Origin of the sequence: Pseudoduganella sp. R-32, from assembly GCF_049913245.1 — a bacterium.
Classification (GTDB): domain Bacteria; phylum Pseudomonadota; class Gammaproteobacteria; order Burkholderiales; family Burkholderiaceae_D; genus Rugamonas.
Genome location: NZ_CP183987.1, coordinates 1,790,378 through 1,803,558 on the forward strand (window position 1 = coordinate 1,790,378; position 13,181 = coordinate 1,803,558).

Below are 13,181 nucleotides of genomic sequence, written 5' to 3' on the forward strand. Positions count from 1 at the left end.
GCTTACGTATATGAATTCGAATATCTTGAATATACGACATATTTCATGTTGTGGGGGCTCGAAAACGCGTATCTTCGATAGATTGCCACTTCTTCAACTCAAGGATTTACATGGATTACCTGCTGCCCTACGGCCTGGAATGGGCGAACCTGCTGGTACGCTGGCTGCACATCATCACGGGCATTGCCTGGATCGGCGCGTCGTTCTATTTCGTCTGGCTGGACAATTCGATCCGGCCACCGGCGCCGGGCTCGGACCTGGCGAAGAAGGGCGTCTCCGGCGAATTGTGGGCCGTGCACGGCGGCGGTTTCTATAACCCGCAGAAATACCTGGTGGCGCCGGCCGAACTGCCGAAGGAGCTGCACTGGTTCAAGTGGGAGGCTTACAGCACCTGGCTGTCGGGCATCGCGCTGCTGACCATCGCCTATTATTTCAACGCGCAGGCGATGATGGTGGACAAGCAGGTGGCGGATCTCTCCAGCCCGCAGGCTGTCGGCATTGGCATCGGCTTCCTGGTGGCAGGCTGGGTGGTGTACGACGCGCTGTGCCGCTCGCCGCTGGGCAAGAGCGAGAAGTGGCTTGGCCTGGTCGTATTCCTGCTGCTGGTTGCCGCGGCCTATGCGCTGACTCACCTGCTGAGCGGGCGCGCTGCCTTCATCCACATCGGCGCCATGATCGGCACCATCATGGTGGCCAACGTGGCGATGCTGATCATTCCAGGCCAGCGCAAGATGGTGCAGGCGATGCAGGCGGGCAGCCTGCCCGATCCGATCCATGGCATCAAGGCCAAGCAGCGCAGCGTGCATAACAACTACTTCACGCTGCCGGTGCTGTTCATCATGATCAGCAACCACTACGCGATGACTTACCAGAACAAGAATGCCTGGCTGGTGCTCGGCTTCATCATGGCGGCCGGCGTCTTCATTCGCCACTTCTTCAACCTGCGCCACAAGGGCCGCATCGAATGGCGCTATCCTGTCATTGGCGTAGCGCTGCTGCTGGCGGTTGCCGTGGCGATTGCGCCGTCCAAGCCTGCTGCCGTGAAGCCAGCCGCCGACCCTGCTGCGCAATTCGCGAAAGTGAAAGCGATCGTCGATCAGCGCTGCCTGGCCTGCCATTCGGCCACACCGACGCAGCCCGGCTTTGCCACGGCGCCGGCTGGCGTGATGTTCGATACGGCCGACCAGGTGCACCAGCGTGCAGCCCAGATTCACAAGCGCGCCGTGGAGCAGAAGGACATGCCGATCGGTAACCTGACCAATATGACCGAAGCGGAACGCGCCGAGCTGGGCGCTTGGTTCGCCGCAGGAGCGAAATAATGAACGACAAACTCACCCGGTGGATCGACGACCATTTCGACGAGGAAGTGTCCTTCCTGCAACAGGTGCTGCGCGTGCCGACCGATACGCCGCCCGGCAACAATACGCCGCATGCGGAAACCGTGGCGGGCATGGTAAAAGCCTATGGCTGGAACGCCGAGAAGCACGCCGTGCCGGAACAGGAAGTGCGGGACTACGGCATGGAGTCGATCACCAACCTGATCATCCGCCGCCCGTATGAAGCCGGCGGCCCGACGATCGCGCTGAATGCCCACGGCGACGTGGTGCCGCCGGGCGAGGGCTGGACGTATCCGCCCTACGGCGGGGTGATCGACGACGGCTATATCTACGGCCGCGCAGCAGCGGTATCGAAATGCGACTTCGCTACCTACATCTTCGCCGTGCGCGCGCTGGAAGCGCTGGGCGTCAAGCTGAAAGGCGGCGTGGAGCTGCATTTCACGTATGACGAGGAATTTGGCGGCCTGCTTGGCCCTGGCTTCCTGCTGCGCGAAAAGCTGACCAGGCCGGATTACGTGATCGCGGCAGGCTTCAGCTACAACATCGTTACCGCGCACAATGCCTGCCTCCAGCTTGAAATCACGGTGCACGGCAAGTCAGGCCATGGCGCCATGCCGGAAACCGGGCATGACGCGCTGCAGGCGGCAACGAAGATCCTGAATGCGGTCTACGGCCAGTTGCCTGAGCTGAAAAAGATCAAATCGAAGGTGCCAGGCATCGATTCCCCGACCATGCTGGTGGGCCGCATCGACGGCGGCACCAATACCAATGTCGTGCCGGGCAAGGTCGTGATGAAGCTGGACCGCCGCATGATCCCGGAAGAGGACCCGGTGGCGGTGGAGGCGCAGGTGCGCAAGCTGATCGAAGAGGCAGTGCAGGGTGAACCCGGGATTCGTCTCGAGATCAAGCGCCTGTTGCTGTCGCACGCCTTGCGTCCGCTGCCGGCCGGCGAAAAGATGGTGGCCAGGCTGCAGAAGAACGCGCGCGAGGTGCTGGGCGAGGATATCCCGGCGGTCGGCACGCCGCTGTACGCCGATGCGCGACTGTACGGCGAACAAGGCATTCCCGCAGTACTATATGGCGCAGGGCCGCGCAGCGTGCCCGAATCGAATGCCAAGAAGGCAGATGAAAAACTGCTGCTGGAAGATTTGCGCAAGGCGACCAAGATCGTGGCCCTGACTTTGCTGGACTTCCTCGCAGCCGAGTAAGGGGGAGTGGCAATGTTTGAACGCAAGATGCTGGCCGGCTGGGGCGATATGGATTTCAACAGCCATATGGCCAACACGGCATACCTGAACAAGGCGGGCGATATCCGCATGATGTTCCTGGGCGAGAATGGGTTCCCGATGGCGGAATTCAAGCGCCTGAATATCGGCCCGGTCGTGATGAAGGACGATATCGCGTATTTCAAGGAAGTGCTGCTGATGGATACCATCACCGTCACGCTGGCGCTGGCCGGGATGTCTCAGGATGGCAGCCGCTGGATGCTGCGCAGCGACGTGTATCGCAGTGATGGCAAGCTGTCCGCCCGGATCAACAGCTCGGGCGGCTGGCTGGACCTGACGGCGCGCAAGCTGGTCACGCCGCCGCCGGCGCTGCTGGCAGCCTGGCACTCGCTGTATCAGACAGACGACTTCCAGGCGTTGCCAAGCAGCGTGGCGAAACCTACTTGAGGGTGCTCTCGAACAGCTTGTAGATGCGGCGGTACTGGTCGTACCAGCTCTCAGGCTGGACGTAGGCATGGCGTTCCATTGGATACGCCGCCAGTTCCCAGTTGTCCTTTTTCAGTTCGATGAAGCGCTGCGCCATGCGCACCGAATCCTGGAAGAACACATTGTCGTCCACCATGCCGTGGGCGATCAGCAGGTGGCCTTTCAGCTTGTCCGCGTACTCGATCGGCGAAGATTTGCGGTAAGCCTCCGGGTCGATGTCCGGCGTATTCAGGATGTTGGCGGTGTAGCCGTGGTTATAGGTGGTCCAGTCGGTCACCGGGCGCAGCGCGGCGCCGGCCTTGAACAGCTCCGGTTCGCGCAGCAGCGCCATGAAGGTCATGAAGCCGCCATAGCTGCCGCCGTAGATACCGACCTTGTCGATGTCGCCCTGGTGGTTCGCTGCCAGCCATTTGGCGCCGTCCACATAATCGTCCAGTTCAGGATGGCCCATCTGGCGATAGATCGCCGTGCGCCAGTCGCGTCCATAGCCCTTCGACGCGCGGTAATCCATGTCCAGCACGATGTAGCCCTTTTCAACCAGCAGGTTGTGGAACATCTGCTCGCGGAAGTAGTTCGGGAAGCGGTTGTGCGTGTTCTGCAGGTAGCCTGCGCCGTGCACGAACATCACGATCGGGTACTTCTTGCCCGGTTCCAGCGTGGCCGGGCGATACAGCTTGGACCAGATCGGCTGGCCAGCGCCGTGGGTCGACGGCACGGCCACCATCTGCGGCTGGATCCATTCGCGTGTCTTGTATTCGGCGCTGCGGGTATCGGTCAGCCTGGTTGCTGCGCCGCCGGTAGCAGGCACGGTAGCCAGTTGCGAAGGGACGTAGGCCGATGAATAGTGGACCAGCAGCTTGCGCTGGTCAGGCGACAGGTCGAACTGTTCGACGCCTCCATTGAGCTGGGTGACTTCGCGCACGGTGGCGTCCTTGGCTGAAGCGGAGCACACCTCGTATTCGCCGGGCGTGCGGCGGTTGCACAGCATATAGGCCAGGGTGCCGTCGGCGTTCCACTTCACGTTCGATGCTTCCCATTTGCCGCTGGTCAGGGCGCGCTGCTTGCCGTCGGCGCCGAGGGTGTACAGGTGGGCGTATCCGGTTTCCTCGGACATGAACCACAGCGTGTTGTTGTCCGGCAGCCAGCCGAAGTCGTTGTAGCTGTAGTTGATCCAGGCATTGTCGGTCAGGCGGTGCAGGGACTTCAGCTTGGCGCCTTCCAGGTCGATGCCGGCCAGCCAGCGGTCTTTATTGTCCACGGTGCGCAGCATGACGGCGACCTTGGCGCCGTTGTCGCTCCAGGCAATGCCGTCGCCTTCATCGGCTTCCAGGCGGGTGGCGCGGTTGCCCTTCAGGGCCGGCTGCTTGGCTGCTTCGCGCAGGCTGGCCAGCGGGTCGGTGGCGATGCCCGGCAGGGAATCGAAGGACAGGTCCTTGATGGCGCCGGTGCGCAGGTCCACCAGTTTGAGCGATTGCGCCAGCGGCAGGTTGCGGCCAACGCGAGCACGCTGGTCGTCGAATTCTTCGTAGCCCGACTCGGTCACGTAGCGCGGCATCTTGCCGACGCGGCCGTTCTCGCTGCTTTTCGGCGAAGTGGCGACCACCAGCCAGCGCCCATCTGGCGACAGAGATGAGGCATCGATGGATACCTTGTCGCCAAAGTAAAGCGGCGCCGGCGCGCGGGTGGCGTCGGCAGCGCGTTCGGCTTTGGCGCGGGCGCGTGTCTCGTCGCGTTCATCCTTCTGGCGCTTGAGGGTGGTGATCAGGCGCAGCTGCAGGTCGCGCAAGTAGTCTTCATCCGGTGCGGCGGCCGGGTCCTTGGCGGCGCGCGGCAAGGCGACAGGGGAGAGCAGGCGCTCGGCGCGGCTCCAGCTGAACCAGTCGTTGCCGACCTTGAACTGCACGCTGCGGCCATCTGCCGAGTACTGGGGGGAGGAAGCGTTGGCAGTGCCGCGGCTGATCTGCACCAGGGCGCCGGATTTCAGGTCGCGTTCGAACAGGTCGCCGTTGCGCAGCACGATGGCGCGGGTGCGCTCGCGATTGAACACCATGTTCGGGCTGTCCTGGTTGGACAGCTCGGAGTCCGCCACCAGGCGCGGCTTGTCGCCGGCCTGGAAGGTGTCGCGCAGCGAGGAGCCGACGCGCTTTTGTTTATAGAAAATCTGCTTGCCGTCCCAGCTCCACCATGCCGCTTCAACTGGCGTGCCGATCCAGTCCGGGTGGGACATGGCCTGGTCGAGGGTGATGGGGGTTGGGCTAGTGGCAAATGCGGGGGCTGCCAGCAGGGCTGCCAGCAAGGGAAGTGCAAGTGGTCGCATGGTCTCGAAAGGGAAATGAAGAACTTCGAGGAAGGATTCTAACAGCCGCCCCCTGTACGAAAAGTATCAGGCTTGTAACAGGGTAGCGCCGGCGCCGCCGGGCCTCTAGAATGTCGGGCATTCAGCACATTCAGGAGACAAAATGGCAAAAAGCCATGTAGCGGCGCTGGTCCTGGCCTTGATGGCCGCCGGCGCGATGGCGCAGCAGCAGCCTGCCATGCAGTGGGAAACCGCGGCATTGGCGGGCTCTTATAAAGAAAACATCAGCGAGGATGAAAAGGTCGCCGGCCTGTCCAAGCTGTGGTCGGAAGTCAAATACAACTTCGTCGATACCGCCACCCTGGAAAAGCTGGACTGGGACAAGCTGTACCTGGAAGCCCTGCCGCGCGTGCGCGCAACGCGCAGTACTGAAGACTATTACCGCGTGCTGACGGAACTGGTGGCCAGGCTGAAAGATGGTCACACCAACGTGATGGTGCCAAACGAGCTGTCCGACCGCATGGGCGGCCTGCCGCTGCTGGTGACCCGGCCGGTCGAAGGCCGCGTCATCGTGACCGAAGTCCTGGACCCCGGCTTGCGCGCCAAGGGCATCATGCCCGGACTGGAAGTGGTGGCGGTGGATGGCGCCGAAGTGAAGGCTTACGTAGCCCGCGAGATCACGCCGTATGTGAGTGCCTCCTCGCCGCAGGACGAAGCACTACGCGCGTTCGGGACCCAGTTCCTGCGTGGCGCGGCCGGCTCGGCCGTGCGCGTGACCTTCCGCGATGCTGCTGGCAAGCAGTTCGATCAGCAGCTTGCGCGCGTGGGCCGGGAAGCCCGCAAGGCCGCTGTCGCCAACTCTCCCTCGTTTGAATTCAGCATGCTGCCGGGCGACGTTGCCTACGTTGCGTTGAACAGCTTCGATGACAACAGTGCGGCAGACGCCTGGATGGCCGCTTTCGCCGACATTGCCAAGTCTTCGGCGCTGGTGATTGATGTGCGCCGCAATGGCGGCGGCAATTCGGAAGTGGGCTACAAGATACTGTCGACGCTGGATGACAAGGCTTTCCTGACCAGCCGCTGGGCCACCCGCGACTACAAGCCGGCCTGGCGCGCCTGGGAAAAGGCGCAGCCGATGTACGCCGAAGCTTCCGATGTGGTGCAGCCCGACCCGCAGCGCCAGTACAAGAAACCGGTGCTGGTGCTGACCAGCGCAGCGACCTTCTCGGCGGCGGAAGATTTTGCCGTGGCTTTCGATGTCATGCAGCGCGGTACCCTGGTGGGCGAGGCGACCGCTGGCAGCACCGGCCAGCCGCTCTTCATCAAACTGCCGGGCGGCGGCAGTGCGCGCATCTGCACGAAACAGGATACTTATCCGGACGGCCGCGCCTTCGTCGGCGTGGGTGTGCAGCCGCAGCACCTGGTCAAGCAAACGGTTGAAGGCGTACGGGCAGGCCGCGACGAAGTCCTCGAAGCAGCCCTGGCTTCACTGCAGCCCAAATAGAAAAAAGCCACCGGACCAGGTCCGGCGGCTCTCTGTGCGAAGCAACAGCTTAGAAGTGGTAAGCCACGCCAGCGCTGATGTTGTTCGAGCCGCTAATTGGACGCTGCCATTCAACACGGCCGCTGATTTCTTTGGTGAACTGGTAGCTCACGCCAACGCCGAACAGCGCTTTGTTTTCGTGTTCTTTTTCGCCAAGAGCCTTGGCTTCAACGCGGTTGTAGCCCACGCGGCCGTACACGGCAACTTGGTCAGCCACTGGTACGGAGCCGATTACGGACAGTGCCAGTTGGTTGGTTTTCAGGTCAACGCCCAGGATGTCCCACTTACCCAGGTTGCGGTAGCCGGCTTCAATGGCGAAGTTCTCGTCGAACTGGTAGCCTGCGAAGATGCCGTAGGAGGCTTTACGGCCGTCCAGGTCTTCGTGCTTGCTCGAGCCCACGTCGCCGCCGACGTAGAACGATGGTTCAGCTGCGGATGCAGCGAAGGATGCTACTGCCAGCAGGGTGGCAGCGGTGATTTGCTTGATCATTTTAAGTGTTCCTATTTCTAGTTAGGTTGCCTGCTCTTGATACAAGGCAACATACTATTCTAGCAATGTTATTTTAATGTTGCAAGTGTACTGTGCTTGCATACAGTATAATTTCAGCATGCCTGGTTTTATCCTCACCCGCGCCTGGCGCGACGCCCGCGACGGCACGGAAATCGAGTTCTGGCTCGCGACCGACGACGGCCCCCGCAAAATATTGCTGACAGCACAAGCTTCGGTGGCTTTCGCCGAGGCTTCGCTGCGCGAAACGATTGCGACCCTGGTGGCGGGCATGCCGGGCATCGACATTCGCGAAGTTGCACTCAAGACATTCCAGCGCGAGCCGGTGGTCGGCATCTACGCCAGCCATTACAAGCAGTTGCTGGCGCTGGAGCGCAAGCTGGGCGAGCGCGGCATCCGCCTGTACGAGGCGGACATCAAGCCGCCGGAACGCTACCTGATGGAACGCTTCATCACGGCCGGCGTGGACTTCGAGGGTGGCAAGCTGCGTCCCGCGCCGGCATACCGCCCGCACCTGCGCATGGTGTCGCTTGATATCGAGACCAGCGCTTTCGGCGACCTGTACTCGATCGCGCTGGAAGGCTGCGGCCAGCGCCAGGTCTACATGCTGGGCGAACAGCCGGCCGCGCCGCCCGCGGTGGATTTCGACCTCGAATACTGCCCGACCCCGCGTCGCGTGATCGAGAAACTCAACGAGTGGTTCCGCGTGCACGATCCGGACGCCATCATCGGCTGGAGCGTGGTGCAGTTCGACCTGCAAACGCTGCAAAAGAATGCCGAAAAATACAAGGTGCCGCTGCTGCTGGGCCGTGAAGGCCGTCCGGTCGAATGGCGTACCCACCAGGCGCGCGACGGCTACGTGTTCGCCACCATTCCTGGCCGCATCGCCATCGACGGCATCGAGGCCTTGCGCGCCGCGTCATGGAGTTTCCCTTCCTTCAGCCTGGAGAACGTGTCGCAAGCCTTGCTGGGGGAGGGCAAGGAAATCGGCAGCGACTACGACAAGATGGCCGAGATCGAGCGCCGCTTCCGTGAAGACAAGCCGGCCCTGGCCACCTACAACCTGAAAGACTGCGAGCTGGTGACGCGCATCTTCGAGAAGACGCGCGTGATGGACTTCATCCTGGAGCGCTCCCACGTGACGGGGCTGGTGCCCGACCATATGGGCGGTTCGATTGCCGCTTTCAGCCACCAGTACCTGCCGCGCATGCATCGCGAAGGCTATGTGGCGCCGAATGTCGGCGAAATTCCGGCCGTGGCGTCGCCCGGCGGCTTCGTGATGGATTCACGCCCCGGCCTGTACGACTCGGTGGTGGTGCTGGACTTCAAGAGCCTGTATCCGTCCATCATCCGCTCCTTCCTTGTCGACCCGGTCGGCATGGTCGAAGGCGAGGCGGAGGCGGAAGCCGGCGGCGATGCCGTACCCGGCATGCGCGGCGCCCAATTCTCGCGTACCCGCCACTGCCTTCCTGCCATCACCACCCAGCTCTGGCAGGGCCGCGATGCCGCCAAGCGCGAAAAGAACGATGCCCTGTCGACCGCGCTCAAGCTGCTGATGAATTCCTTCGTCGGCGTGCTCGGTTCCACCGACTGCCGCTTCTACCACCCGCAGCTGATTTCCTCCGTCACCTTGCGCGGCCACGAACTGCTCAAGCTCACGCGAGAGCTGGTGGAAAAGGAGGGCTATGAAGCGATCTACGGCGATACCGACTCCATCTTCATCTGGCTCAAGCGGCCGCATGAAACGGAGGAGGCGCTTGCCATTGCGCGCGCGTTGGTTGCCAAGATCAACAAATGGTGGAAGGATCGCTTGCACAGGAAATACAAGCTGCAGAGCTACCTGGAGATCGAGTTCGATACGTACTACCGGAAGTTTTTCATGCCGACGATCCGCGGTACCGACATGGGCAGCAAGAAGCGCTATGCGGGACTGACCAGCGACGGCGACATCATTTACCGAGGCCTGGAAGTGGCGCGCAGCGACTGGACCCCGCTGGCGCAGCAATTCCAGCAAGGCCTGTTTGCCCGCATTTTCCGCAACGAGCCTTACCAGGACTTCGTGCGCGAATATGCGCGCGATACGCTGTCCGGCGCCCACGATGAACTGCTGGTGTACCGCAAGCGCTTGCGCCATCGCCTCGACGAATACCAGGTCAACGTGCCGCCGCAGGTGCGCGCCGCGCGCCTGGCCGATGAATTCAACAAGGCACAAGGCCGGCCGCTGCGCTACCAGAACGGAGGCCGTATCAGCTATGTCGTCACCACCAGCGGACCGGAGCCGCTGGAAGTGCAGCGCTCACCGATCGATTACCAGCACTATCTCGAAAAGCAACTGCAGCCGATCGCCGACGCCATCCTGCTGCCGCTGCACGACAGTTTCGCTGCCCTGACCACGGCGCAGCAGGCACTGTTTTAGTTGCGCGACATCGACAGGCGCATGACCCATTTGGTGAAGAACAGCAGCAAGACAGTGCCGGCCAGGTCGCCCAATGCCATCACGGCAAAGCCTTGCAGCAGGTGGCCGCGCCCCTCGTACAGGGCAAACCAGATGTGGTGCAGCAGGGGGCTGGCCACGGAATAGGCGACAGCGCACGCCAGCACCTGCCAGGCGGCCAGGCTGGCCAGCGAGCCTTGCAGGTCGAGCCAGCGCCTGGCGCCAAGGTAGACCAGGTAGGGCGCCGCGCTGGCCAGGATGCCGCCGGCAAAGGCACGCACAGGATCATGCGGGAAGAGGACGAGGAAGCAGTAAAGCCAGGAAACGGCCAGCAGGCCTATCGCGCCTGCTTCGGCAAAAAGCAGGGTGGCCAGCAAGCGCACGCCGGCCGGCAGGTAGATCCAGTTGATCCCTTCGGCGAACTCGAGTTGCTTGAACAGCAGTTCATTGATCAGCAGCGCGGCGCCGAACATGACCATTGTGGCAAGGATCATGGAAAGGTTCTGGCGGATGCTTGCCATGCTGGTCGCTTGTCGTGGACGAATCGCCAAATCTTACCGAAAATGCTTGGCCCGGCGCAATCAGCCGTCAAATGGCCATGACAAATTGCGCGCCCCCAGCAACAGAGCAGCGATCGTGCATCAATGCTGCATTGCGATGCACAAGCTGCCCGGCCGTCGCGCCGGGCGTGCGTCGCCGTCAGCTTGAGGCATTCCTCCCGTGGGCCAGCGCGCAGGTGGCCACGCCTGCCACAAGCAAGGCCATTGCAGCGGTCTCGATTGCGGTTGGCCAGCGCGCTTCCCAAAGGAAGCCATACAGCGCCGCAAACAGCGTCTCGAACACGATCATTTGGCCGGTCAGCGTCAGCGGCAAGGCACGGCTGGCATAGTTCCAGAAACCGTTGCCGATGATGGAACAGAGTATGGCAACGCTGGTCACGACCGCTGCGAAGTACAGCCATTCCGAATTGCTGTGCTGCGGCGCTGCGGACGACAGGGCCGGCACCGCCAGCAGCAGCGCTTCGGCGCCGGTGACCAGGCCGGTGAGCATGCTCCATTCATGCGGCGTGACGGTCCCGAGGCGCGCCAGCCAGCGGCTGTTGCCGACTGCGTAAGCCGTCCAGGAAGCGAGGGCGCCGCTGGCATACAGCACGCCAGCCAGCGATCCGGTTTGAAGGTGCTGCCAGCTGATGCAAAACAGGCCTGCGGTGCTGAGGGCAATCGAAGGCAGCAGGCTGCGCAAGGGGACGGCGTCGGCATCGCGGCTGCCGACCAGGGTGATCACCACCGGCAGCAGGCCGATCACGATCGAGGCCATGGCGATGCCGCCAGTCTGCACCGCCTGCGCCAGGAAAAAGTAGTAGACGATATTGCCCGAGAAACTGAGCCAGGCGAGCGCCTTCCACTCGCGCCAGGCCAGCCTGGCGAACAGGCCGCGCCACGAGCGCGATACCAGGATGGCTGCGATCAGGCCGTAAGCGACGTAGCGCCCAGCCGAGAGCTGGATCGGCGTGAAGCCGCGCGTCAGTTCGGGCGCGAGAAAAACCAGTCCCCAGAATGCACCGGCGATGATGCCGGCAATAATGCCAAGTGAAATATTCAACGTCCATCTCCCAAATGGGACATGGTGGACGTCGCGCACTGCATGGTCTTGGCGCGGCCTACTGGATTTTTGTCGCAGGCTCCCGTCCCTGGCGACGATACGCCGCCGGCGTGGTGTCGAGCCGGCTGCGCATGGCGCGGGTGAGGGCGCTCTGGTCGCCGAAACCGCTATTCAATGCAATGTCCGCAATCGGCAGGCCGGTATGGCGCAGCAGTTCGCAGGCGCGATTGAGGCGCATGGAGAGAAGCCAGGCGCGTGGGCTGGTATTCAGCTGGTCCTGGAACAAGGCGTGCAGGCGGCTTACGCTCATGCACGCAAACTGCGCCATCGACTCGGTCGTCCAGGGCAGTGCAAGATTGGCTTCAGTATGCGCCAGCAGGGCGGCCAGGCGCGATTGCAGGCGTGGCGGCTCAAGCATGAGCGTATCCAGCATCAGCGGAACCCAGCCCTGGAGCAGCGATGGCGGCGCGGCGTGCGCTGCGACGGAAAGCTGCATGAACTCGACCAGTTTGCGCGCCGCAGGGCTGATGTCGGCAAATGGCCGCTGCGCGATGCGCTCCCAGATCGGGTGCACCATGGTGGCTTGGTCGACGTCGACGATCAGGGAGTGATTCGCCACGGCGCTCTGCTGCGAATGCCATGCACCCGCCACGACGACAGCACCTCTCAAGGGATTCAGGAGCGCGCCTTTGCCTTCGATGTCGAGCTCCACTTCGCCGGACAGTGGCAGCACCAGCTGGGCAAACGCGTGCTGGTCCGCCGCCCACCGCTCGCCGTAGCTGCGGATGTCGATAGCGGAGGAAGGCGGATGGATGATAGGCACTGCGACACCTGAAATGCTGGATTGATGGCTCCAGTTTACTAAAGTTCGCTAAAGTGTGGCCAGAATGTGCGGAGCCTGTTGAACAGGTCTTGTCTCCTTGCTATAACTTTTGCCGAGACATGGAGGGACACCTGGATGAAGGAAGTTGTGACAGCATTCGCGGCCCTGCTGGCCGCCGCCATTCCTGCCGTGGCCGCGGATTCCTCGCCGCTTGCCTATGAATGCCTGCGGGCTGCGAGCCCGATCATTATTGACGGAAGGCTGGACGACCCTGCATGGAAAAATGCGCCATGGACTTCCGATTTTGTCGACATCGAAGGCGAGCGCAGGCCCAAGCCGAAATTCCGCACCCGCGTGAGAATGCTGTGGGACGACCAATACCTGTATATCGCGGCCGAACTCGAAGAGCCGGAGGTGAAGGCGACGCTGACCCAGCGCGACTCGGTCATTTTCAAGGACAACGATTTCGAGGTCTTCATCAAGCCGCTGCCTGCCACCAAAAGCTATTACGAATTCGAGATCAACGCCCTCAACACGGGCTGGGACCTGCACCTGCCCAAGCCTTACAACGAAGGCGGACAAGCGGATAACAGCTGGGACATCAAGGGACTGAAGACGGCCACCGCCGTGTACGGAACCCTGAACCGGTCCGGCGACAAGGACCGGGGCTGGAGCGTGGAAATCGCCTATCCGCTGGATGCCTTCGCCTCGCGCCAGGCAGTGCCGCATCCCCGCCCTGGCACCACCTGGCGCATCAATTTCAGCCGAGTGGAATGGACCGCGGGCCAGCCAAAGGAGGACAACTGGGTATGGGCGCCGCAAGGCGTGATCGACATGCACGTGCCCGGCCGCTGGGGCTACCTGCGCTTTTCCGAAAATATTTCCACACTAAACAAATAGTCGCAAATCCGCCGCACTCTTGTTTA

11 protein-coding genes are annotated in these 13,181 nt (G+C 62.3%); 6 read left to right on the forward strand and 5 right to left on the reverse strand.

Annotated features, from left to right (window positions below):
• Window positions 1-110 precede the first annotated feature (110 nt).
• From ACN9MU_RS08430 to ACN9MU_RS08440, 3 genes are read left to right on the forward strand one after another with little or no spacing between them, the layout of a single operon-like run.
• Complete coding sequence (locus tag ACN9MU_RS08430; RefSeq protein ID WP_426321659.1) at window positions 111-1,319, forward strand: urate hydroxylase PuuD; 1,209 nt, start codon at window positions 111-113, stop codon at window positions 1,317-1,319.
• The gene (locus ACN9MU_RS08435; RefSeq protein WP_426321661.1) at window positions 1,319-2,545 is read left to right on the forward strand and encodes a M20/M25/M40 family metallo-hydrolase; all 1,227 of its coding nucleotides are present in this window, start codon (window positions 1,319-1,321) and stop codon (window positions 2,543-2,545) included. The genes ACN9MU_RS08430 and ACN9MU_RS08435 overlap by 1 nt, the downstream gene beginning before the upstream one ends.
• A 12-nt stretch (window positions 2,546-2,557) precedes the next feature.
• A complete protein-coding gene (locus tag ACN9MU_RS08440; RefSeq protein WP_426169586.1) occupies window positions 2,558-3,010 on the forward strand; it encodes an acyl-CoA thioesterase in 453 nt (150 codons plus the stop codon).
• On the opposite strand, the gene ACN9MU_RS08445 is transcribed toward ACN9MU_RS08440, so the two are convergent.
• Window positions 3,003-5,366, reverse strand: a complete 2,364-nt coding sequence (locus ACN9MU_RS08445; protein ID WP_426321663.1) for a prolyl oligopeptidase family serine peptidase — start codon at window positions 5,364-5,366, stop codon at window positions 3,003-3,005. The genes ACN9MU_RS08440 and ACN9MU_RS08445 overlap by 8 nt on opposite strands.
• Before the next feature lie 142 nt (window positions 5,367-5,508).
• On the opposite strand from ACN9MU_RS08445, the gene ACN9MU_RS08450 reads away from it, so the two are divergent.
• A complete protein-coding gene (locus ACN9MU_RS08450; protein ID WP_426344416.1) occupies window positions 5,509-6,849 on the forward strand; it encodes a S41 family peptidase in 1,341 nt (446 codons plus the stop codon).
• Window positions 6,850-6,898: 49 nt separating this feature from the next.
• Here ACN9MU_RS08450 and ACN9MU_RS08455 read toward each other — a convergent pair whose 3' ends face one another.
• Entirely contained in the window at window positions 6,899-7,378 is a 480-nt protein-coding gene (locus ACN9MU_RS08455) for an outer membrane beta-barrel protein (protein WP_426321667.1), read from the reverse strand.
• A 118-nt stretch (window positions 7,379-7,496) separates the two neighbouring features.
• Here ACN9MU_RS08455 and ACN9MU_RS08460 point away from each other — a divergent pair, with 118 nt between their 5' ends.
• Entirely contained in the window at window positions 7,497-9,812 is a 2,316-nt protein-coding gene (locus ACN9MU_RS08460; RefSeq protein WP_426344417.1) for a DNA polymerase II, read from the forward strand.
• Here the strand turns inward: ACN9MU_RS08460 and ACN9MU_RS08465 are convergent.
• The 3 genes from ACN9MU_RS08465 to ACN9MU_RS08475 form a co-directional block, all read right to left on the reverse strand.
• A complete protein-coding gene (locus tag ACN9MU_RS08465) occupies window positions 9,809-10,351 on the reverse strand; it encodes a hypothetical protein (protein WP_426169598.1) in 543 nt (180 codons plus the stop codon). The two genes, ACN9MU_RS08460 and ACN9MU_RS08465, sit on opposite strands and share 4 nt — an antisense overlap.
• Before the next feature lie 178 nt (window positions 10,352-10,529).
• The gene (locus ACN9MU_RS08470; RefSeq protein WP_426344418.1) at window positions 10,530-11,432 is read right to left on the reverse strand and encodes a DMT family transporter; all 903 of its coding nucleotides are present in this window, start codon (window positions 11,430-11,432) and stop codon (window positions 10,530-10,532) included.
• 58 nt (window positions 11,433-11,490) lie between these two features.
• Window positions 11,491-12,255 carry a helix-turn-helix domain-containing protein gene (locus ACN9MU_RS08475; RefSeq protein ID WP_426321676.1) on the reverse strand — a complete coding sequence of 255 codons (765 nt, stop codon included), beginning with the start codon at window positions 12,253-12,255 and terminating at the stop codon, window positions 11,491-11,493.
• A gap of 147 nt (window positions 12,256-12,402) precedes the next feature.
• Here ACN9MU_RS08475 and ACN9MU_RS08480 point away from each other — a divergent pair, with 147 nt between their 5' ends.
• The gene (locus tag ACN9MU_RS08480; protein ID WP_426321678.1) at window positions 12,403-13,155 is read left to right on the forward strand and encodes a carbohydrate-binding family 9-like protein; all 753 of its coding nucleotides are present in this window, start codon (window positions 12,403-12,405) and stop codon (window positions 13,153-13,155) included.
• The last annotated feature ends 26 nt before the right edge of the window (window positions 13,156-13,181 follow it).

Excerpts from the sequence above, each read along its gene's own strand:
- ACN9MU_RS08435 (WP_426321661.1), top strand. The coding sequence starts at position 1,319 with ATGAACGACAAACTCACCCGGTGGATCGACGACCATTTCGACGAGGAA.
- ACN9MU_RS08445 (WP_426321663.1), bottom strand. The coding sequence starts at position 5,366 with ATGCGACCACTTGCACTTCCCTTGCTGGCAGCCCTGCTGGCAGCCCCC.
- ACN9MU_RS08465 (WP_426169598.1), bottom strand. The coding sequence starts at position 10,351 with ATGGCAAGCATCCGCCAGAACCTTTCCATGATCCTTGCCACAATGGTC.
- ACN9MU_RS08440 (WP_426169586.1), top strand. The coding sequence starts at position 2,558 with ATGTTTGAACGCAAGATGCTGGCCGGCTGGGGCGATATGGATTTCAAC.
- ACN9MU_RS08460 (WP_426344417.1), top strand. The coding sequence starts at position 7,497 with ATGCCTGGTTTTATCCTCACCCGCGCCTGGCGCGACGCCCGCGACGGC.
- ACN9MU_RS08450 (WP_426344416.1), top strand. The coding sequence starts at position 5,509 with ATGGCAAAAAGCCATGTAGCGGCGCTGGTCCTGGCCTTGATGGCCGCC.
- ACN9MU_RS08455 (WP_426321667.1), bottom strand. The coding sequence starts at position 7,378 with ATGATCAAGCAAATCACCGCTGCCACCCTGCTGGCAGTAGCATCCTTC.
- ACN9MU_RS08430 (WP_426321659.1), top strand. The coding sequence starts at position 111 with ATGGATTACCTGCTGCCCTACGGCCTGGAATGGGCGAACCTGCTGGTA.